This is a genomic window from Streptomyces sp. P6-2-1 (assembly GCF_050613165.1).
Classification (GTDB): Bacteria; Actinomycetota; Actinomycetes; order Streptomycetales; family Streptomycetaceae; genus Streptomyces.
Genome location: NZ_CP192513.1, coordinates 3682921 through 3703142, shown reverse-complemented (window position 1 = coordinate 3703142; position 20222 = coordinate 3682921). Strand labels below are relative to the sequence as shown.

14 protein-coding genes, 2 tRNA genes and 1 other RNA gene are annotated in these 20222 nt (G+C 74.9%); 6 read left to right on the top strand and 11 right to left on the bottom strand.

Annotation, left to right across the window (positions count from 1 at the left end; translation table 11 throughout):
• Positions 1 to 62: 62 nt before the first annotated feature.
• The 3 genes from ACQYWQ_RS15960 (at position 63) to ACQYWQ_RS15950 (ending at position 2453) form a co-directional block, all read left to right on the top strand.
• Positions 63 to 1694: a sensor histidine kinase gene (locus ACQYWQ_RS15960; RefSeq protein WP_431035357.1), complete on the top strand. Its 1632-nt coding sequence runs from the start codon at positions 63 to 65 to the stop codon at positions 1692 to 1694.
• Entirely contained in the window at positions 1691 to 2335 is a 645-nt protein-coding gene (locus tag ACQYWQ_RS15955) for a response regulator transcription factor (RefSeq protein WP_431035356.1), read from the top strand. Before ACQYWQ_RS15960 ends, ACQYWQ_RS15955 begins: the two co-directional genes overlap by 4 nt.
• A gap of 45 nt (positions 2336 to 2380) precedes the next feature.
• Positions 2381 to 2453, top strand: a tRNA-Gly gene (locus ACQYWQ_RS15950).
• Positions 2454 to 2608: 155 nt separating this feature from the next.
• On the opposite strand, the gene ACQYWQ_RS15945 is transcribed toward ACQYWQ_RS15950, so the two are convergent.
• The 6 genes from ACQYWQ_RS15945 to ffs form a co-directional block, all read right to left on the bottom strand.
• Positions 2609 to 3508: a phosphoribosylaminoimidazolesuccinocarboxamide synthase gene (locus tag ACQYWQ_RS15945; RefSeq protein ID WP_431035355.1), complete on the bottom strand. Its 900-nt coding sequence runs from the start codon at positions 3506 to 3508 to the stop codon at positions 2609 to 2611.
• Between the two features lie 960 nt (positions 3509 to 4468).
• Positions 4469 to 5959: a N,N-dimethylformamidase beta subunit family domain-containing protein gene (locus ACQYWQ_RS15940; protein WP_431035354.1), complete on the bottom strand. Its 1491-nt coding sequence runs from the start codon at positions 5957 to 5959 to the stop codon at positions 4469 to 4471.
• A 446-nt stretch (positions 5960 to 6405) separates the two neighbouring features.
• Entirely contained in the window at positions 6406 to 8100 is a 1695-nt protein-coding gene (locus ACQYWQ_RS15935) for a hypothetical protein (protein WP_431035353.1), read from the bottom strand.
• A gap of 564 nt (positions 8101 to 8664) precedes the next feature.
• Positions 8665 to 9930, bottom strand: a complete 1266-nt coding sequence (purD, locus tag ACQYWQ_RS15930; protein WP_431035352.1) for a phosphoribosylamine--glycine ligase — start codon at positions 9928 to 9930, stop codon at positions 8665 to 8667.
• 51 nt (positions 9931 to 9981) lie between these two features.
• Entirely contained in the window at positions 9982 to 12084 is a 2103-nt protein-coding gene (locus ACQYWQ_RS15925) for a DNA polymerase III subunit gamma and tau (protein WP_431035350.1), read from the bottom strand.
• Positions 12085 to 12128: 44 nt separating this feature from the next.
• Positions 12129 to 12223: signal recognition particle sRNA small type (gene ffs / locus ACQYWQ_RS15920), an RNA gene on the bottom strand.
• Positions 12224 to 12297: 74 nt separating this feature from the next.
• Here ffs and ACQYWQ_RS15915 point away from each other — a divergent pair.
• A tRNA-Ser gene (locus ACQYWQ_RS15915) sits at positions 12298 to 12385 on the top strand.
• A 73-nt stretch (positions 12386 to 12458) separates the two neighbouring features.
• Here ACQYWQ_RS15915 and ACQYWQ_RS15910 read toward each other — a convergent pair.
• The 4 genes from ACQYWQ_RS15910 to ACQYWQ_RS15895 form a co-directional block, all read right to left on the bottom strand.
• Complete coding sequence (locus ACQYWQ_RS15910; RefSeq protein ID WP_431035348.1) at positions 12459 to 12773, bottom strand: hypothetical protein; 315 nt, start codon at positions 12771 to 12773, stop codon at positions 12459 to 12461.
• A gap of 132 nt (positions 12774 to 12905) precedes the next feature.
• Complete coding sequence (locus ACQYWQ_RS15905; protein WP_431035347.1) at positions 12906 to 14945, bottom strand: ATP-binding SpoIIE family protein phosphatase; 2040 nt, start codon at positions 14943 to 14945, stop codon at positions 12906 to 12908.
• A gap of 170 nt (positions 14946 to 15115) precedes the next feature.
• Positions 15116 to 15868 carry a DUF4232 domain-containing protein gene (locus ACQYWQ_RS15900; protein WP_431035346.1) on the bottom strand — a complete coding sequence of 251 codons (753 nt, stop codon included), beginning with the start codon at positions 15866 to 15868 and terminating at the stop codon, positions 15116 to 15118.
• 92 nt (positions 15869 to 15960) lie between these two features.
• On the bottom strand, positions 15961 to 17661 hold the full coding sequence (locus ACQYWQ_RS15895; RefSeq protein WP_431035345.1) for a serine/threonine-protein kinase: 1701 nt from the start codon (positions 17659 to 17661) through the stop codon (positions 15961 to 15963).
• A 257-nt stretch (positions 17662 to 17918) separates the two neighbouring features.
• Here ACQYWQ_RS15895 and ACQYWQ_RS15890 point away from each other — a divergent pair, with 257 nt between their 5' ends.
• A complete protein-coding gene (locus tag ACQYWQ_RS15890; RefSeq protein WP_431035343.1) occupies positions 17919 to 18545 on the top strand; it encodes an RNA polymerase sigma factor in 627 nt (208 codons plus the stop codon).
• 79 nt (positions 18546 to 18624) lie between these two features.
• Here ACQYWQ_RS15890 and ACQYWQ_RS15885 read toward each other — a convergent pair whose 3' ends face one another.
• Entirely contained in the window at positions 18625 to 19080 is a 456-nt protein-coding gene (locus tag ACQYWQ_RS15885) for a MarR family winged helix-turn-helix transcriptional regulator (protein WP_431035341.1), read from the bottom strand.
• 179 nt (positions 19081 to 19259) lie between these two features.
• Between ACQYWQ_RS15885 and ACQYWQ_RS15880 the strand changes: the two genes are divergently transcribed.
• Entirely contained in the window at positions 19260 to 20216 is a 957-nt protein-coding gene (locus tag ACQYWQ_RS15880; RefSeq protein ID WP_431035339.1) for a quinone oxidoreductase family protein, read from the top strand.
• The last annotated feature ends 6 nt before the right edge of the window (positions 20217 to 20222 follow it).

Here is a 20222-nt window from a genome sequence, read left to right as displayed (position 1 = left end):
GACCCGCACCATAGAGAGAGCGACCGGAACAGCGACGGGACAGGGACAGGAAGGGGCGACCGTTGAGCGGCAGCCACGAGGAGACCACGACGGCGACAGCCGTGGTGCCCGCGCCGTCCGGTGAGGCGGTGCCCACCAGGGGCTCGGTTCCTGCCGGGCCGGGGGAGGCGGTGCCCGCGGAGGCAACCGGGGGCTCGGCACCCACCGGGGCGGACGGGGGCTCGGTGTCCGCCTGGGCGGACGGGGGTGTGGTGGTCGCGGCGGCCTCGGGGGGCGCGGTGCCCGCCGCGCCTGCCGGGAAGGCGGCGCCCGGTGCGGAGCCGGGGGCGGGGGAATCGGGGGCCGACGCCTCCGGGCCCGTTCCCGAGTCCCGTTTCGCGCGCCTGGAACGCTTCTCCTGGCGGCCCACGTCGTTGGCCAAGGGCCACCGCCCCGTCCAGCAGCTCGACTCCTACACGCGTGCCACGCTCAGCCGTTACGTCTGGGCGTTCTTCGCCGGCTGGGTCCTGCCCGATCTCCTCCAGCACTTCCCGAGCGGCGACGGCGGCGACATCGCGCTCCGCTCGATGCTGCTCCTCGCCTCGCTCGCCGTCTGCGCCGCCACCCGCTCCGCCCTCCTCGACGCCCTCGACCGCTATCTCGGCAGGACGGAGGCGCTGAACACTCCGGCCGCGTGGCGGCTCCTCGCCCTCACCGCGCTCACCGCGGGGCTCTACCTCGTCTGCCTCGGCACCGGCACGGTCGACACGCAGGCGCTCGTCACGGCGGTGATGTTCTTCGTCAACCCCGTCTACGCCGTCCTCGCCCTCCGCGTCCCCGTCCCTCGTTTCCTCCTCGCCGTCGTCGGCGGCACCGCGCTGCTCTCCGCCGCCGCGCTCCTCGCCGACTCCGAGGGCACCCCGAGCGCGGTCCTCGCGATCATCGTCCCGTGCTCGGCGCTCCTCGCCCTCGTCATCTGCCGTCCTTCCGGCTGGTCACTCGCCCGCACCTGGGACATCGAGTACGCGCGCCAGGAGATCGAGAAGGCGAAGGAGAAGGTCGAGCGCGCCAAGGAGACCGAGTCCCGGCTCGCCGTCGCCGAGGAACGCCTCCGCTTCGGCCGCGACCTCCACGACGTACTCGGTCGCAACCTCGCCACCATCGCCCTCAAGAGCGAACTCGCCGTCCAGCTCGCCCGCCGCGACCGCACCGAGGACGCCGCGGCGCAGATGGCGGAGGTCCAGGAGATCGCCCAGCGCTCCCAGCGCGAGGTGCGCGAAGTCGTACGCGGCTACCGGGGCATCGACCTCGGCGCGGAACTCCTCGGCGCGCGCAGCGTCCTGGAGGCCGCGGGGATCGACTGCGCGACCGCGGCGGGGGACATCCAGTCCCTCGCCCCGCCCGTGCAGGCCGCCCTCGCCTGGGTCGTCCGTGAGGCCGCGACGAACGTCCTGCGCCACGGGGACGCCCGCCACTGCTCCATCACGCTCGCCACGAGCCGTACCGGCACGAGCCTCACCGTCGAGAACGACGGCGCCCCCGAGACGCCGAGCCCCACGCGGGGCGGCTCCGGGCTCGCCGGGCTCCGCGAGCGCCTCGCGTCCGTCGACGGCACGCTCGAAGCGGGCCCCACGGCACCCGGTCGCTTCCGGCTCGCCGCCCACGTACCGCTCCCGCCCGTTCCCGACGCAGCTCCCGGAGGAAACCGCCCGTGACCACCGAGCCCGCACCCGCGCCCGCAGCCGCCCCCCGGGTCCGCGTGCTGCTCGCCGATGACGAACACCTCATCCGGGGCGCGCTCGCGGCCCTGCTCGCCCTGGAGGGCGATCTCGAAGTCGTGGCTGAGGCCGCCTCGGGCGCGGAGGCCCTCGCGATGGCCCGGGCTCGTACTCCCGACGTCGCCGTTCTCGATCTCCAGATGCCCGACGGGGACGGTGTGAGTGTGGCCACAGCCCTGCGGAGCGAACTGCCCGCCTGCCGCTGCCTCATCGTGACGAGCCACGGCAGACCCGGGCACCTCAAGCGGGCCCTGGAGGCGGGGGTGCGCGGCTTCGTGCCGAAGACCGTGAGCGCGCAGCGGCTCGCCGAGATCATCCGTACCGTCCATGCGGGAAGCCGTTACGTCGACCCGGAGTTGGCCGCCGACGCGATCGCCGCCGGGGACTCCCCGCTCAGCGCCCGTGAGGCCGAGGTCCTGGAGTACGCCGCCGACGGCGCCCCGGTCGCCGAGATCGCCCAGCGCGCGGGCCTCTCCCCCGGCACCGTCCGCAACTACCTCTCCTCCGCCGTGACCAAGCTCGGGGCGGAGAACCGTCACTCCGCCGTGCGTACGGCCCGCTCCCGGGGTTGGGTATAGTGGTCGCACGCGCTGAACACCGCGAAGGCGGCGAAGAAGCGCGGTGCGGACGTAGCTCAGTTGGTAGAGCGCAACCTTGCCAAGGTTGAGGTCGCCAGTTCGAACCTGGTCGTCCGCTCAGCGAAAGGCCCTCCGGAAACGGGGGGCCTTTTTCGTGTGCCGGTCCGGGAGCGGTGCCGGGTGATGTTTCACGTGAAACATCCCCAGAGGTGCGTACGGGCGCGGGGCGATGTTTCACGTGAAACATCACCCCGCCTCGTTCCGCCCGTCGGCTCAGCCCCAGCGGACGCCCGTCAGCTTCTCGTACGCCTCGATGTACTTCGCCCGGGTCCGCTCCACGACCTCGGCGGGCAGCTCCGGCGGCGGCTGCTCGCTCTTGCGGTCCCAGCCGGAGGCGGGAGAGGTGAGCCAGTCGCGGACGAACTGCTTGTCGAAGGAGGGCTGGGCGTGGCCGGGCTCCCAGGACTCGGCCGGCCAGAAGCGCGAGGAGTCGGGGGTCAGGACCTCGTCGGCGAGGACGAGTTCGCCACCGTCGAAACCGAACTCGAACTTCGTGTCGGCGAGGATGATCCCGCGCTCGCGGGCGATGTCCCGGCCCCGGGCGTAGACCGCGAGGGTCGTCTGCCGGAGCTGCGCGGCGGTCTCGGCGCCGATGCGGCGGGCGACCTCCTCGTAGCTCACGTTCTCGTCGTGCTCGCCGACCTCGGCCTTCGTCGCCGGGGTGAAGATCGGGCCGGGCAGCTCGGAGCCGTCCGCCAGGCCCTCGGGGAGCGCCAGCCCGCACACCGTGCGGGACTCGTTGTACTCGACGAGCCCCGAGCCTGTGAGGTAGCCGCGGGCGACGGCCTCGACCGGGATCATGTTGAGGGAGCGGCAGACCAGCGTGCGCCCGGCCCACGAGTCCGGAGCGCCCTCGGGCAGCTTCGTCGACAGGACATGGTTCGGGACGAGGTCGGCGAGCTGGTCGAACCACCACAGCGAGAGCTGCGTGAGTACGCGCCCCTTGTCAGGGATCTCGCTGGGCAGCACCCAGTCATAGGCGGACAGGCGGTCGCTCGCGACCATCACCAGCTCGCCGGCCTCGTTCTGGTAGAGGTCGCGCACCTTGCCGGTGTGCACATGCACCAGCCCCGGCACCTGTACGGGCTCGGGCTTTTCGACGAATCCGGACACGGTTCCTCCATGTGCTTCCGTCCAATGCACCCGATTGTCCCGTACGCGAGCACCACGCGACGCCGCAGGGTCCCGGGGGCGCAGCGAGGAGGCCACGGCCGCCACCCCAAAACGCACATTCCGGACAGGCCAGGCACCCCGCAAGGCGAGGCAGGGGGGCGGCGGGCAGGAGGCGCGGCGGGTCCGGAGCGCGGCAGGACGGGGCGCGGCAGGCGGGGAGCGCGGCTCGCCAGCGCGGCGGGACGAGGCGCGGCAGGACGAGGCGCGGCAGGACGAGGCGCGGGGGGACGAGGCGCGGGGGGACGAGGCGCGGGGGGACGGGGCGCGGCAGGCCCCGAGCGCCGCAGGACAGGGCGCCGCAGGCCCGGAGGGCGGGGAAGCCGCAGCGAGGGCAGCACGAGGCCGACAGCTGTGGGCATGGGGAGGCGCCAGGCCGAGAGCGCACGACCAGGCGGCGCACGACGGAGTGAGCGCGAAAGGCTCGACAGGGACGGCGCCAAGGCCCATCGGCCGAGGGTACGGAACACGCCGAGCCGGATGCGCACGGCGAAACGGGGACGCGGCCGACCGCGCGGGACGGACGGCACGCACGACGCAACGGGAGCGCGGCGGGCCGGGGGAGCGCGTGGCGGAACGGGGCACAGCAGGGTGAGCGCGCACGGCCCAGCCAGGGCCGACCAGCCGTGGGGCGCCGCGCGGCGCGGCCTCGCGCCGGAGGGGCCGGGGGGCCGGGGTTGCGGGAGCGGTACGGGGCCGGAGCGGAGCCCGTACCGGTAGCCGCGCCCCCGGGCGTCGGCCCACACGCGGGGGCTCCGCCGAGCCGACGAACGCCGCCCCCTTCCGCCCCGCCGAAGCCGGTCTCTCTCCCCCCGGCGAACGCCTGCCCCCGCGCACCCGTCCGTCCCCTCCGCACCCGCCCCGGCGAAGCCGGTCCCGCTGTCCCCGCCCCGGCGGAGCCGGTCAGTCGCGTTTGCAGATGCGGTCGAGGAGGTTCGCCGTGGCGCGTTGGATGCGGGTGTCGACGTGGCCGGGGCGGTCGAGTGCCGGGGACCAGGCGAAGGTGCCGGAGGCGAAGACGAGGGCGCCGCTGGGGGCGCGGTAGAGGGAGGTCTCCTGGTGGCGTACGGCGCCCTGGTCCTCGTACGGCGAGTGCGCGAGGAGCATCCGGTCCTCGTAGGGGGGCAGCTGCGTGCGCGGGAAGTAGCGGTCGGCCTCCCCGGCGACGAGGCCGGGGAGTTCGTCGCCCTCGTACGCCCCCGTCGCCTCCCACAGCCAGTGGTCCGCGTGCCGGACGACGAGCGGCGCCGGTTCCGGGACGCGGCCCGCGTACTGGATGCCCAGGAGTTCCTGCTCGGGCCTGTCCACCTCGCGCCACAGCGTCGCGCGCCCGGGACCGCGCCGCTTGCGGCAGGTCAGGAGCCGGTCGGGGACGCCGGACGCGGAGGCGCTCAGCTCGACCTGCCAGTACATCGTGTTCGCGGAGAGGAAGACGAGCGAGGTGCCCGCCTCCTTCGCGCGCACGGTCGTGCGGCGCATCGGGACCGACCAGTACTCGTCGTGGCCGGGGAAGACGAGGCCCCGGTAGCGGGTCGGGTCGACGCGGCCCGCGTGCAGGTCGCGGGCGTCGGCGTAGGCGAGGTCGTAGCCGTAGCGCTCCGCCCAGCGGATGAAGTCGTAGGCGTGGCCCACGTGCAGCGGGAGGCCCGCGCCCGCGTAGGGACGGTCGAAGGACACGGTGATCGCCGCGTCCTCCTCGTTCAGGAGCTTTCCGTCCTCGTCCCAGGCGTGATAGAGACTCGCGCCCGTGCGGCCGTCCTCCGGGTAGAGGTTGTACGCCTGCCAGGTCACGTCGGGGAGCAGCAGGAGCAGGTCGGCGGGCTCGCTGTCGCGCACCGTGAACGGGATGTGCGAGCGGTGCCCGTCATGCGTCGTGAGGACGGCGACGTACGCGCCCGGTTTCCAGTACGAGGGGATCTGCTGCCGCCACGTGCGCCACCAGTGGTGGCAGGAGATCGTGCGGTCGGCGAGGAGCGGGGCGGGCTGCGTGAGGCCCTGGAGCCGGGGCGTCGAGGCGATCTTGCTGGCACCTGCTCCGGCGTAGTGGCCGATGCGGTAGAAGTCGATGGAGTACGGCTGCGGCGGGTTGACCGTGACGTGGAAGTCGATCGACTCGCCAGGGGCGGCGGCGCCCGTCGAGGTGAAGCCCTTGATCTGCTGGTGCACGTCGTCCGACGAACGGGGCGAGCCCTCCTCGCGGCGCGGCCTCGGCATGCGCAGTTCGGCGCCGGGCGCCGGAGCGTGCTCGACGTACCAGGGGACGACCTTGCCCGTGTCGTCGAAGTACGTCTCGCTCGCGCGCAGCCAGGGCAACGGGCCCTGTCCGAAGGGGTCCGTGGCCGCGTGCGCGACCGCCCCCGACTCCCACCGGCCCTTCCCGCGTTCCGCCCCCATCGCCGCCCCTCCCTCGTCCCCCGAATCCCGGTCCCGTGCCCCCTGCTCGCGGGGGCGGAAGCCAGCACATCACACTAAGCACGCACACCGTCACTGTTCCCCCCGAATCCCCGCCAACGGCCCCTCGCCCGACACCGTGCAGAACCGCTTCTGCCTGGTAGCGACGGGGCCCGCGCGCGGAAACGGAGTTCCCCGTTCGGGTGAGCCCGCACACACGCCCAGCCGTTACCCGGCCCGGGGACGATCCCGCGCGGTCCCGCCGCGGGCCAGGAAAACGGCACCGCACCCGGCTCCGGCCGCCCTCTGCGGGACGCCCGTCCCCCCGGGCAACGGCACCCGCGTACCCCCGCCCGCCAGGAACCCGCACCCGCGCACCCGCGCACCCCGCGCCGCCGCCCCGTGCCCCGCCCGCGCCGCGCCGCCGCCCCCGTACCCCCGCCGCGCCGCTACCCGACCCGTACCCCCACCCGCGCCAGCCACCGGCGCAGCGGGATCGAGTCGCCGTCCTCCACGAGGCTCCGCACCCGCGCGCCCAGGTCCCGCACCCGCTCCCCGTCCACCAGGAGCACGGGCCCGTCGAGCCAGTCCAGGCCCGGCACGGCCCCGCCCGCGTCCACCGCCGCGCAGCTCACGAGCGACGCGACGTGCTCAGCGAGCACCTCGGCCCCGCTCCGTACCGGCGGCGGCGCGAAGAGCGGCAGTCCGCCGTCCCCCTCGTAGACCCCCTCCGATGTGCGCGTCGCTCCCGCGTCCCCCGTCTCCTCGCGCGCGAGGAGCGCGGCGAGCCCGGCGGCGAGCGCGGCGGCGCGCGGGTGCGCGAAGCGGTCGGCCTCCTCCTCGGGCGTCTCGGGGAAGATCTCGGGCTCGGTACGCGCCGCGTACTCGGTCGTACGGGGCACACTGCGCACCCCGCCCTCGCGCCCCGCGCGGCCCGCGAGCACCCCGACCCGCTCGGGCGGGCTGTCGCTCACCGTCAGGTGCTCCAGGACGCGCGCCACCGTGAGCGGCCGCCCCTCCTCGTCCAGCACCTCGCCGAGCCGCGCGGCGTCCGCGCGCCACAGCCGCTCGACGACCTCGTGCGGGTACGCGCGCCAGCTCACCGGCCGCCACGCGCCGCCCCGCTCCCCGTGGAAGAGCCGCGCGGCGAGCAACGAGGCCGCCTCGTCGGCCAGTTCGGGCTCCTCAAGCAGCTCGCTCGCCGGTGGCTCGGTCAGCCGCATCGCCTGCTCGTCCGCCGCGAGCCGGTCCCTGCGGGACAGCTCCGCGAGCGCGGCCGCCACGCCCGCGTCGAGCCGCGCGGGCCACAGCCCGAGCCGCCACGCGGGCACGGCGACCCGGCTCAGCAGCCGGTCCCAGCCCGCGTACGCGAGCCCCACCTGCTCCTGCGCGGCGATCCGCGGCCCGTAGTCGACCTTCCTGGCCCGCTCGGCGCACGCCGCCGCCACGTACTGCTCCATCTCCGCGGCCGCGCCCCTGCACCGGACGAGCAGCAGCCGGGCGAGGCGGGCGGGCACGGCGAGGAGCAGCCTGCGGGTCAGCGGCGCCCGTGGCCCCGCCGTCGCGAGCGCGGCGTCCAGGCCGCGTACGAACCTGCGCGCCTGCGCCGTCGTGGGCTCGGCGGCGGGCCCCGTACCCGCCACCACCGGCGCGAGCAGCGCCCGCAGTTCGGCGACGCGCAGCCACCACAGGAAGGGCGAGCCGATCACGAGGACCTGGGCGCGCGCCCCCGGCGCCGTGCCGCGCTCCTCCAGCCAGCTGTCGCAGTCGGGCGTGAGCGCTATCGCGGCGGGCGCGGGGACCCCGAGCCGCTCCGCCAGTTCGTGCACCAGGTGGTACAGCGCGGGCGCCGCGCGCTCCTCGACGGGGACGGCGGGGGACTCGGCGGGCGCGGCGCGCGCGATGAGCAGCGCGGTCGACCCGGCGACGCCGAGCGCGAGCACGGCGAGCACCGCGACCCACACCCTGGCCGCTTCCCACCCCGTACCGTCCAGCTGCCCGCCCGCCGCGCCCGCCCACAGCACGGCCGCGCACGCCGCGGGCAGCACCGCGAGCGCGGTCGCCGCCGACCTGACCCGCAGCACCGCGGCGGCCCTGGACCGCGCGGCGAGCGCGCCCACCTCCACACCCGTACCCGACGACACGACCTGCCGACCCCCTACCCCTGGTGCCCGCCGGACCCCCGCGGGCCCGGCCTGCACCGACGGGCCGCGCACCCGTGCTGGTGCCCGGTCCGTTTCTGCCTCGTCGCTTGCTTCCCGCGCTGATCTGCGACGGACCGCAGTCCGTCGCGCTTTCCGGCGTCGCTCACATCCCCCACTGTGACACCGGCCCCCGACATCGCAATGCCGGTGGGCCAAGTGCCGCAGCCCGCTCGTGCGGCCCGCTGTTCACGGGCACACCAGCGGTGGAGCACGTGCGCCGCACCCTAGTGGGGGCGCGCGCCGTCGTCAGCCGTATACGGCTTCGATCACTCGATGGAATGGCTCTGGGTAAAGGTGCTGACAAGCGGGCGCCCCGGGGTCCGCACGTGTGCGCGAGGACGGACGCGGACGGGCCCCCGGGGCGATGATCAGACCGCCGTACGGGCCCGCCCGACCGACGTACGAGAACTCGGCCGTCGTACGGGGCCCCGCTGTCGTACGGGCGACCGGCCGACCAGGTACGGGCGCGCAGCCGACCGGGTACGGGCGACCGGGTACGGGTGCTCAGCCGGCCGTCACCGCGTCCCGCGCCGCCCGCTCAGCGATGTCCCCGCGGTGCTGCGAGCCCGCGAGCCCGATCCGCGCCACCGCCGCGTACGCGCGCTCGCGCGCCACCGTCAGGTCGGCGCCCGTCGCCGTCACCGAGAGCACGCGGCCCCCGGCGCTCACGACGTCCTCACCCTCACGGCGCGTGCCCGCGTGCAGGACGTACGCGTCCGGGGCGTCCTTCGCCGCGACCTCGTCGAGCCCCGTGATCACATCGCCCGTACGGGGCGTGGCCGGGTAGTTCGCGGAGGCGACGACGACCGTGACGGCCGCGTCCTCACTCCACCGCAGCGGCTCCAGGGTCGCCAGCTCGCCGCGCGCCGAGGCGGCGAGGAGCCCCGAGAGCGGGGTGCGCAGGCGCGCGAGGACGACCTGCGTCTCGGGGTCGCCGAAGCGCGCGTTGAACTCGATGACGCGCACGCCGCGCGAGGTGAGCGCGAGCCCCGCGTACAGCAGCCCGCTGAACGGCGTGCCGCGGCGCCGCAGTTCGTCGACGGTCGGCTGGAGCACCGTGCGCAGCACCTCATCGACGAGGCCCGCTTCGGCCCACGGCAGCGGCGAGTACGCGCCCATGCCGCCCGTGTTGGGGCCTTCGTCGCCGTCGAGCGCGCGCTTGAAGTCCTGCGCGGGCTGGAGCGGCACGACGGTCGTGCCGTCCGTGACAGCGAAGAGCGAGACCTCGGGCCCGTCGAGGAACTCCTCGATGACGACCCGCCCGCAGGCGAGCGCGTGCGCGCGCGCCGCCGCCCTGTCCTCCGTGACGACGACGCCCTTTCCGGCGGCGAGCCCGTCGTCCTTCACGACGTACGGGGCGCCGAAGGCGTCGAGCGCGGCGTCGATCTCCTCCGGGGTCGTGCACACGTAGGCGCGCGCGGTCGGCACCTGCGCGGCGGCCATGACGTCCTTCGCGAACGCCTTCGAGCCCTCCAGCGCGGCGGCCTCGCGCCCGGGCCCGAAGCAGGCGACGCCCGCCTCGCGCACGGCGTCGGCGACCCCGGCGACAAGCGGGGCCTCGGGCCCCACGACGACGAGATCGGCCCCCGTCTCCTTGGCGAGGCGCACGACATCGGCCCCGTCCACGGCGTCGACGGGCCGCACCTCGGCGACCTCGGCGATCCCGGCGTTGCCGGGCGCGCAGTACAGGGCTTCGACGGCGGGGTCGAGCGAGAGAGACCGGCACAGGGCGTGTTCGCGGGCGCCGTTTCCGATGACGAGGACCTTCACACGGCTCACCCTAACGGGCGTTCGCACGGCCCCGGCCCGGCCGCCCCGTGCTCAGTGCGGCGCCGTGTCGTTGTCGTACTCGTCCAGGACCGTCGCCCCCAGCTCCCGCACGATCAGCTCGTACCCGCTGAGTGCGCTCTCGACGAGGTCGGGGTCGTCGGCGGCCGGCATGTCGTCCTCGGGCGCCACGGGCGGGCGCGCGGGAGCGGCGGCGGGGCGCGGCTCGGGTGCGGGGGCCGGTACGGAGGGGGCGGGCGCGGGGCGCGCCTGGGCCTGCGGCGGGGCGGGGCGGCCGCCGGGGGCCGCGGGGGCTCCGCCGGGGGACGGCGCGGGGGCCGGGCTCGGCGCGGGCGCGGCGGGGGCCCCGTAGCCCCCGTACCCGCCGCCGCCCGGCGACGGCGGTGCCTGGGGCGCTCCCCCGCCACCACCGCCCGGCGAGTCGACGACGGCCTCGATCTTCCAGCTGACCTGGAAGCGGCTCTGGAGCGCCTGCTTGAGCACGTCCTCATTGTTGCCGTTGAGGAAGTTGTCCCTGGCCCCGGCGTTGACGAAGCCGATCTGCAAGGTCGTCCCGTCGAAGCCGGCGACCTGCGCGTTCTGGCTCAGCAGCATCCAGGTGAAGCGGCGCGTGTTCTTCACCGTCTCCAGGATCTCGGGCCACAGCGCGCGCGGGTCGAGGCCGCTGCCGGGGGGCGGGGCGGCGGGGGCCTGCTGCGGGGCCGGTGCCGGTCCCGCGTGCGGGGCGCCGGGCGCGCTCGCACGCGTACCTCCGCCGCCCCCCGCGGCGGTGGGCCAGCCGCCGGGCCGTCGCGCGGGGGCGCCGGAGCCGGGCCCCGCGGCGGTGGGCCAGCCGCCGGGGGCGGGGGCCTGCTGCGGGGCGGGAGCGGACGCGGGAGCCTGGGGCTGCGCCTGTGCCTGGGGCTGTGCCTGGGGTTGTACAGGGGCGGGGGCCGCCTGCGGGAAGGGCGCGGCGGGGGCGGCAGCGGCGGCCGGTGGCCCGGACCGCTCCAGGCGGTCGAGCCTGGCCAGCACGGCGCGCTGGTCGTCGTACGCGGCGGGCAGGAGGACCCGCGCGCAGATGAGTTCGAGCTGGAGGCGGGGCGAGGTGGCGCCGCGCATCTCGGTGAGGCCCTCGTTGACGAGGTCGGCGGCGCGGCTCAGCTCGGCCGCCCCGAAGACGGACGCCTGCGCCTGCATCCGCTCGACGACGTCGGCGGGCGCGTCGATGAGTCCCTTCTCCCCCGCGTCGGGCACGGCGGCGAGGATCACGAGGTCGCGCAGCCGCTCCAGGAGGTCGGCGACGAAGCGGCGCGGGTCGTTGCCGCCCTCGATGACGCGGTCCACGACCTCGAAGGCGGCGGCCCCGTCCCCGGCGGCGAAGGCGTCGACGACCGAGTCGAGCAGCGAGCCGTCCGTGTACCCGAGCAGCGAGGTCGCCATCGCGTAGGTCACACCGTCGTCACCGGCCCCGGCGAGCAGCTGGTCCATGACGGACATCGAGTCGCGCACGGACCCGGCCCCGGCCCGTACGACGAGCGGCAGCACCCCGTCCTCGACGCGCACCTGTTCCTGCCCGCAGACCGCGCCGAGGTAGTCCCGCAGGGTCCCCGGCGGCACGAGCCGGAAGGGGTAGTGGTGCGTACGCGAGCGGATCGTCCCGATGACCTTCTCGGGCTCGGTCGTCGCGAAGATGAACTTGAGGTGCTCGGGCGGCTCCTCGACCACCTTCAGGAGGGCGTTGAAGCCCGCCGAGGTGACCATGTGCGCCTCGTCGATGATGTAGATCTTGTACCGGCTCGACGCAGGCCCGAAGAACGCCTTCTCGCGCAGGTCACGGGCGTCGTCCACGCCGCCGTGCGAAGCGGCGTCGATCTCGATGACGTCGATGGACCCGGGGCCGTTGCGCGCCAGGTCCTTGCAGGACTGGCACTCGCCGCAGGGCGTGGGCGTGGGCCCCTGCTCGCAGTTCAGGCAGCGGGCGAGGATGCGGGCGCTGGTCGTCTTGCCGCACCCGCGCGGCCCGCTGAACAGATACGCGTGATTGACCCTGTTGTTGCGCAGGGCCTGCGACAGGGGATCGGTGACATGCTCCTGCCCGATGACCTCGGCGAAGGTCTCGGGACGGTAGCGGCGGTACAGCGCGAGGGACGACACACCTACGAGGTTATAGGCGCCCACCGACAAACGGCCCCGCACACGACAACGCCCCCCACGCACCCGCCAGAGCCGACCTACCCTTGCTGCCTTCCGGCCCTGGGGGAGTTCAGTCAGATAGCGCCACGTGAGGGGCTGGCCGCCACCCTACCCGATCCCCGGGGCGCGGATCGAGTTCGCGAGCACTCCCCCGGCTCATGTAATGTCTCCTGCGGAGGATTCGCCTAGAGGCCTAGGGCGCACGCTTGGAAAGCGTGTTGGGGGCAACCCCTCACGAGTTCGAATCTCGTATCCTCCGCCATTGCTCTCACCGGGCAATACGTCGAAGGGCCCCACCGGTTTCGGTGGGGCCCTTCGACGTGGGGGGAGGTGGGTCAGCGGGCCGTTTTCCAGTCCGTGTCCAGGATCGCGGCGTGTACCGCCGCTGTGATCAGGGCGAGGAGGAGGACGCCTCCCGCCCAGTTGCCCCGGTTGCCGGCGGCATCGCTCAGGAAGGCCGTTCCGTAGATCACCGCCGCGTAGAGGGCCGGCACGGCCAGGGGGACGACTCTCTTCTTCGCCGCGATGAAGAAGAGGGGCGGGGCCAGCAGGCCCGCGGAAAGCACGACGGCGGCGACCCAGACCGGTTTGTGCCAGGTCTTCGCGTACATGCGTGCCCTGAGGGGCGCTTCGAGGTAGGGGTTGCTCATGGGGGCGGCCTCACTTCCTTCCGGCATCACAGTGTGAACCGGGTGGGGGCACGGCGGAGGGCGGACGCGGCTGTCGGTCGATATCGGTCGGAAAGGTGTCGTCTCCGGTCCGGGACAGTCGTCTCGTTTCCCTCACCACTCCTTGAGCAGTTCCTCCTCGCCCTTCTCCTTCGTCGCGTCGTCCTCCTCGGCCTCCTCCAGTTCGAACCAGACGGTCTTGCCCTCGGGTTCGGGGCGGACGCCCCAGGCGGAGGCGAGGAGGTCGAGGAGGATGAGGCCGCGGCCGGAGGAGGCGAGTTCGCCGGGGGCTTGTTGGTGGGGGAGTTCGTCGCCCTGGTCGGTGACCTCGACGCGGAGGTGGCGGGTGCCGGCGTGGCCGAGGAGGCGGGCGGCGAGTGCGGCGGACTGGTCGGTGTGGACGAGGACGTTGCCGAGGAGTTCGGAGGTGAGGAGGACCGCGGTGTCGACCTGCTCCTGGCGGGCCCAGTCGTGGAGGAGGAGGCGGAGTTCCTCGCGGGCCTCGGCGAGGCCCTCGGGGCGGTCCTGGCGCAGGGTGAGGACGAGGCGGCGTTCGGGGGCCACGCCGGTGCCCTGCTCGGCCTGGGCGTCGCGGCGGAGCAGGAGGAGGGCGACGTCGTCGCCGCCGTGCGCGGGGGCGGTCTCCGGGTCGGGGGTCTCGATGCTGCCGAGCATGCGGTCGGCCATGCCCTCCAGGTCGCCGGGGTCCGCCTCGGTCATCGCGTCGCGCAGCCGGACCCAGCCGGTGAACATGTCGTCGCCGCCGTTCTCGATGAGCCCGTCGGTGCAGAGCATCAGGATCTCGCCGGGGTCGAGTTCGATGAGGTCGACGGGGTAGTCGTTGGCGCCGCCGAGCAGGCCGAGGGGGAGTCCGCCCCGTACGTGCTTGATCAGGCACGTACCGTCCGGCAGCCGCAGGACGGGGTGCGGGTGGCCCGCGCGGGCGAGCATGAGGACGCCGGTGGCGGGGTCGGCCTCCACGTACAGGCAGGTCGCGAAGCGGTCCTCGTCGAGTGCGGCGAGGAAGCGCGAGGTGCGGGCGAGGATCGCGTCGGGGCCGTGGCCCTCGGCCGCGTACGCGTGGACCGCCGTGCGCAGTTGCGACATGAGGCCCGCCGCGTGCACGTCGTGGCCCTGCACGTCCCCGACGACGCAGGCGATCTTCCCGCCGGGCAGCTGGATCACGTCGTACCAGTCGCCGCCGACCATGAGCCCGCCGCCGGTCGGCACGTACCTGCTCGCGACGCTCAGGCCCGTACGGACGCCGCCCGCGGCGGCGCCCATGCTGGAGCGCAGTCCGCGCGAGAGGGCGAGTTCGGCGGCGCCCGTGCGGGAGCGTTCGAGTGCGGCGGTGAGGAGCGCGGCCGCGGTACGGAGCAGGGCGCGGTCGGCGGCGGAGAAGGTGCGCGGGGCGCCGAAGGCGGCGAGCCACACGCCCTCGACGTTGCCGCCCGTCACGAGTGGCAGGTACGCCCAGGCCTCGCGGCCGCGGCGTCCGGTGAGCCGCCACATCGCGGGGTAGCGCCGCGCGTACTCCTCGGGGGATTCGAGCCAGACGGCGCGGCCCGTGTGCGCGACCTCCGTCGCCGGGTGGCGGGTGCTCAGCGGCATCCGCAGCTGGCCCCCGTCCGTACTGCCCGGGGGGCGGTAGCCGGACTGGCCCTCGACCTCAAGGAAGTTCTCGCCGACGCCGAAGACGAGCTGGCCGTTGAGGTCGAAGCCGCGTTCGTCGCGCAGGCGCGCGGTGACGCGCAGGGCCTCGTCCATCGTGACCGTCTCGGCGAGTTCGTGGCCCGTGGCGAGGAGGGCGGCATCGCGCGAGGGGATGGGGTGGGGCGGGGGCGGGGGTTGCGGGAGGGGTTCTTCGAGGGGGCGGTCGGGGTCCTGGACGGAGGTGCTGTCGTTCTTGGCCCAGGTGGGGTCGGGGGCGCCCTTCTCCTTGCCCGGGGAGTGGCGGTGGGGGGGTTCGAGTGCGTTGAGGTGGGCGATCTGGGCGCGTTCGGCGGCGCTGTGGCCCGCGTCCGGGTCCTGGCGGTCGTCCGGGTCCGGGCGGTCCTCCGGGTCCTGCCCGTCGTTCGGGTCCGGGCGGTCCTCCGGGTCCTGCCCGTCGTCCGTGTCCTGGCCGCCGGGCGGCGTCGTTCCGCTTCCGGTCACCGTGCCCGCCTCTCGCCGTCCCGCTACGGGTCCGGGCGGCCATCGCCTGGGAGGCGTACCGGCCCGTTTTCCCCATCGTCGGGGGGATGCGGGCCGGGCGCAGTCCGGGAGGGGCCGAGGGGGCTAACCGGGGGTACGGGCAGGCGCGGGCCGTGCGCGCGGGGGCGCCGTCACTCCCCCGTACCGGCAGCGAACGGACCCACGCGCGGGACGCTCGCCTTGCCCGTGTTGCTCACCGGGCCGCCCTTCCAGGGGGCCTTGAGGTAGTCGCGCTCGTCGGGCGGGGTGAGGCGGATCGCCGCCGGGGTGATGGTCGTGACGCCCGTCATGCGCGGGTTGCTGAAGGTGAGGGGGGCCCAGGCGCTCTTGCCGGGAGCGACGGTGACCTTGGTCTTCTCCGCGTCGGTGCGCTGCGGGTCGACGGTGACCTGCTCGCCCGCCTCGTTGACGAAGGCGAGGCCCGGGTAGCCGTAGACCGTGCAGGTGCGCGACGAGGTGTTGGTGAGGACGAGCGCGAAGTTCTCCTGGCCCGCGCCGGGGTGGTTGTCGCCGACGCGCGCGGACAGTTCCGAGGTGTGGCACTGGCTGCTCGCGGCGGGCTTGGCGTCGCTGCCGTCGCTCGTGCCCGTACCGCCGCTCGGCTTCGTACCGCCGCCGCTCGTGCTCGTGGTCCCGCCCGGCGCGGAGGCGTCCTCGCCGGGGCTCGCGGGGGTGTCCGTGTCCTTGCCGTTCTCGTCGGCGGCGCTCGTGCCGTTCTGGTCGCCCGGGAGGGGGGCGGCCTCGCTGCCGACCTTCTGCGCGGCGTCCTTGCCGCCCCCGTCATTGTCGCCGCAGGCGGTGAGGAGCAGGGCCGCGGCGGCGAGCGCCGCAGCCGCTGTGCCTGCCCGGCGGGCCTTCGTGATCTTCCCGGTGGTCGTGCGCATGGTGGTCTCCGCGTCTCGTGGGGGCGTGGGGGGGGCTTCGCTGAGTACGGCCCGCTTACGTACTTCTTCGATGCGTGGTCACCGGGGAAAGTTCACGGCCGTTCGGTGCTTTTTCCCGCCGGGGCCAGTTCCAGCCCGCTCAGTACCTTCTTCGTCACTCCGTCGCAGTCGTCCCCGTCCTCCGCGCAGCGGATCTGCACGTAGGCGCCGCGTGTGCCCGCGGCCTTCGCGGTGCTCGTGTCCTCCGGGTCCCTGGAGCCCTGGGAGCCCTTCGGGTCCGGGGAGCCTTCGGAGTCCTTCGGGTCCCGGGAGCCCTCGGGGCCCTTCGGGTTCCTCGGGGTCAGGGCGATCTCGGCGAGGCGGTGGCCCGCGCAGCCCGTCCACGTGCGTACCACTCCTTTCCACTCGCCCTCGTCCCACTCCTCCTCGCTCGGCTCCCGGCAGCCGCTGTGGCGCAGGGCCTCGACGGCGGCCGTGAGGGAGGCGGCGTCCTTCGTGCCGAGGTCGACGGCTCCGGCGAAGACCCCGTTGACGCCGCTGTCCGGGTCGGACCAGTCCGAGACCTTCGTGGCGACGGTGAGGCCGGGCTCCTTCGCCGAGGGCAGGCCGATCGCCGCGGGGTCCCAGCCGCCGTCCGCGTACTCGCGGGCCCAGGCGGCGGGGACGCTGAGGCGGAGGGCGCCGGTGGCGTCGGCGATACGGCGCGTCGCCGCGCTCTTGCCGGAGCCCGCGTCGCCGCCGCTGCCGCCGCTCTCGCGGATCGCGAGCGCGGTGCCCGCCGCGGCGAGGGCGAGGACGGTGAGGGTGACGAGGAGGTGGCGGGGGCGGAGGCGGGTTCGGCGGGCGGGGGTTTCTTGGGCGGGGGCCCGCTCGGGCGGTACGGGGGTGGGGGTGGCGCCCGGGGAGGGGCTCGGCGTGGCACGTACCTCCCGTACGGGCCCGGTCTTCGGCTCCCGTACGGCCGCCTCGGTCACCTCGGCCACCTGCGACCGGACCGCCTCCAGCTCGCGGGCGAAGTCCGCGGCGTGCGGTGGGCGGTCGTCGGGGGCGGGGGCGAGGGCGCGGAGGGCGAGGGCCTCGACGGGGGCGGGAAGGCCGGGGATGAGCGCGGTGGGGGGCAGGACGCGGCCCGGCGGACCCGGGACCGTACCGGTGACCAGGTGGTAGAGCAGCGCGCCGAGGCCGTAGACGTCGACGCGCGCGTCGATGCCGCCGGGCGGGGGGTCGGACTGCTCGGGGGCCATGTATCCGGCGGACCCGGCGACGACCGTGAGGCCCGATGAGGCGGCGAGGTTCTTGGCGAGGCCGAGGTCGGCGACGAGGACGCGTTCGGTGCCCGCGCGTACGGGGCCGGGGCCGCCGGGGCTCTTGAGCAGGACGTTCGACGGCTTGATGTCGCGGTGGACGATGCCCGCGGCGTGCAGCGCGGCGACGCCCGTCGCCGCGCCCGCCACGAGGCGGAGGGCTTCGGCGAGCGGGGGCGGTCCGGCCGTGAGGAGGTCCTCCACGGTGCCCGCGTCCGCGTACTCCATGACGAAGTAGGGGCGGTCGTCCTCCAGTTCCCCGATGTCGTAGACCTGCACGACACCGCCGGAACCGGCCTGGCGCAGCAGCCGGGCCTCACTCAGGAAACGTTCCCTGATGTCGAGGCGGCCCGCCCAGTTGTCGGCGAGGACCTTGACGGCGACGGGGGCTTGCAGCCGCTCGTCCTGGGCGAGCCAGACGACGGCGAAGGCGCCGGAGCCGAGCCTGCGCTGCACCAGGTAACGACCGATCCGCTGAGGTGGGGACATGCCTTTTATGATGCCCAGATGGTCTCCGACGCTCCGCGGCCCCTCCGTACTTTTCGTTTCGGCACCGGATTTCCCGCGGGGGGCGGGGGGTGCGGGGGCCTGCGGGGCGGGGGCGCGGGCGGTGCTGCGCGGGGTGGGGGTGGGCGTGCCTGGTCCGGGGTAGGCGTGGGCCGGGCCGGTGCCGGCGTGGGCGGTATCGATGCGGGCGGTGCCGGCGTGCTGGGTGCGGGCGGGTTCTTCGGTGCGGGGGTGGGGCGATGAGTGAGGGCGGCTCGGGTTCGTACGGGGCGTACGGGACGTACGGGGAAGTGCCCGATACGGAGGCGCTCGCCGTGGCGGCCGCGGACGGGGACGCGGGGGCGCTGGACGCGCTGTTGCGCGCGGTGGAGCCGGAGGTGGTGCGGCGGTGCGGGCGGTTCCTCCTCTACCGCGAGGACGCGGAGGAGGCGGCGCAGGATGTGCTGCTCCAAGTGGCGCGGAACATCGGGCGGTTCGAGGGGCGCAGCAAGTTCAGTACGTGGCTGTACACGATCGTGGCGAACTGCGCGCGGCAGAAGTACCGCGAGCTGAAGCGGAGGGCGGCCGAGCAGCCGCTTCCCGCCGAGGAGCACCAGCGGCCCGACCCGCGTACGACGAGTGTGATCGCCGGCTCGCGGCTCGACCTCCTCGAAGCGCTCGACCGGCTCGAACGCGACAGCCCGCACCTGGTCGCGCCGCTGGTCTACCGGGACATCTGCGAGATGGACTACACGGAGATCTCGGAGCGGACGGGGATTCCGCTGGGGACGGTGAAGTCGCGGCTGCACCACGCGCGGCGGCAGGTACGGCCTTGGCTGGTGGTGGGGGAGGGGAACACCCGGGATACCTCCGCGCGGGGCGAGTGAGTACGGCACCGACTCACCCACCCCGCACCCTCCCTCTCTCTCCCCCCCCGCCCCGCCTCACCCGCCGCGCCCGCTCCCCTCAGCCACCCCCACCCGCACTCTCCAGCACCGCTCCCGCCAGGCGGGTCAGTTCCGCGCGGTCCTGGGGAGGGAGGCGGGACGTGAGGGCGTTGACGCGCTCCGTGATCTCCTCGGTTCCCTGCTCCGCCAGGCGGCGGCCCTCCGGGGTCAGGGTGACCAGGACGGCGCGGCCGTCGTGCGGGGAGGGGGAGCGGCGGACCAGGCCGCGTTTCTCGGCGCGGCTCACCAGGCCCGTCGTCGAGGACTTGTCCAGGCCGAGGTGGCGGCCGAGTGCGACCATGCCGGGCTGCCGGTCGCGCAGCACTCCCAGGAGGCGCAGCTGGATGACCGAGAGGTCGTGCGCGGCGCCGGTCGCGGACAGGGCGCCCTGCACGAGGAAAGAGAGCTGGACAAGCGCGTCGACCGTGTTCGTCGGGGCCTCGCCCCCGGGGGAGGACGCTTCGGCGGTGGGCATACGGCAGGGCTCCTTGCGCTAGTACGCGGCACAAACTACTCTCGAATGTAGTACGTGCCACGTACTAAATTAGCGTGCGCCGCCTCGTGCCGCACCCCCCTGCGCCCGTTTCGCGAGCAGGGCCCGGCGGCGCGTCTCGCCCGCCTCCCGTCCCTCCCGCCCCACCCCGGAGCCCCCTCATGCGCGCAGCCGTCGTCCACTCCTTCGGCACTCCTCCCCGCTGCGAGGAGGTCGATCCGCCGCGCGCCCCGCGTCCCGGCGAGGTGCTCGTCGACGTTCTCGCCGCAGGGCTGCATCCGCGCGTCCGCTCCACCGCCGACGGCAGCCACTACACCTCGCGCGACGCCCTCCCCCTCGTCCCCGGCATCGACGGCGTCGGGCGTACGGAGGACGGCGAACTCCTCTACTTCGTCGCCCCCGACACCGCCCTCGGCACCCTGGCGGAACGCGCCCTCGTCGACCGCCGCCGGGCCGTCCCGCTTCCCGCCGGTACGGACCCGCTCGCGGTCGCCGCCGGGATGAACCCGGCCATGTCCTCCTGGGTGGCCCTCCGCCGCCGCGTCGGCCTCGCGCCCGGCGGCTCCGTCCTCGTGCTCGGCGCCACAGGGAACGCCGGGCGGCTCGCCGTGCAGGTCGCCCGGCGGCTCGGGGCCGCGCGCGTCGTCGGCGCCGGGCGCGACCCGTACCGCCTCGGCCTCCTCGCCGCGCTCGGCGCCGAACCGCTCGACCTGCGCGGCGAGGAGAGCGAGGTCGCCGCCCGGCTCGGCGCCGCCGCCGCCGACGTCGATGTCGTGCTCGACTACCTGTGGGGCGCCCCCACCGAGCGCGCCGTGCCCGCCCTCCTCACCGCCCGCACCGACCGCTCCCGCCCGCTCGCCTGGGTCCAGCTCGGCTCCGTGGCGGGTCCCGAACTGACGCTCCCCTCGGCCTGGTTGCGCGCCGGAGCGCTCTCCTTCGTCGGGAGCGGGCAGGGCTCCGTCACGACGGCGGGGATCGTCGCCGAACTTCCCGCGCTCGCCGCGGAGATCGTCGGCGGGCGGCTCGATGTCCGGCCCGTCGCACGGCCGTTGGCGCGCGTCGACGAGGCGTGGGCCGAGGAGGTCGCCGCCGGGGAGCGCGTCGTACTCGTCCCGTAGCGGGAG

What these genes read in the sequence shown, in the direction of transcription:
- ACQYWQ_RS15940 (WP_431035354.1), bottom strand. Translation starts at nt 5,959, where the DNA reads ATGGGGGCGGAACGCGGGAAGGGCCGGTGGGAGTCGGGGGCGGTCGCG.
- ACQYWQ_RS15910 (WP_431035348.1), bottom strand. Translation starts at nt 12,773, where the DNA reads ATGAGCAACCCCTACCTCGAAGCGCCCCTCAGGGCACGCATGTACGCG.
- ACQYWQ_RS15900 (WP_431035346.1), bottom strand. Translation starts at nt 15,868, where the DNA reads ATGCGCACGACCACCGGGAAGATCACGAAGGCCCGCCGGGCAGGCACA.
- ACQYWQ_RS15895 (WP_431035345.1), bottom strand. Translation starts at nt 17,661, where the DNA reads ATGTCCCCACCTCAGCGGATCGGTCGTTACCTGGTGCAGCGCAGGCTC.
- ACQYWQ_RS15890 (WP_431035343.1), top strand. Translation starts at nt 17,919, where the DNA reads ATGAGTGAGGGCGGCTCGGGTTCGTACGGGGCGTACGGGACGTACGGG.
- ACQYWQ_RS15885 (WP_431035341.1), bottom strand. Translation starts at nt 19,080, where the DNA reads ATGCCCACCGCCGAAGCGTCCTCCCCCGGGGGCGAGGCCCCGACGAAC.
- ACQYWQ_RS15880 (WP_431035339.1), top strand. Translation starts at nt 19,260, where the DNA reads ATGCGCGCAGCCGTCGTCCACTCCTTCGGCACTCCTCCCCGCTGCGAG.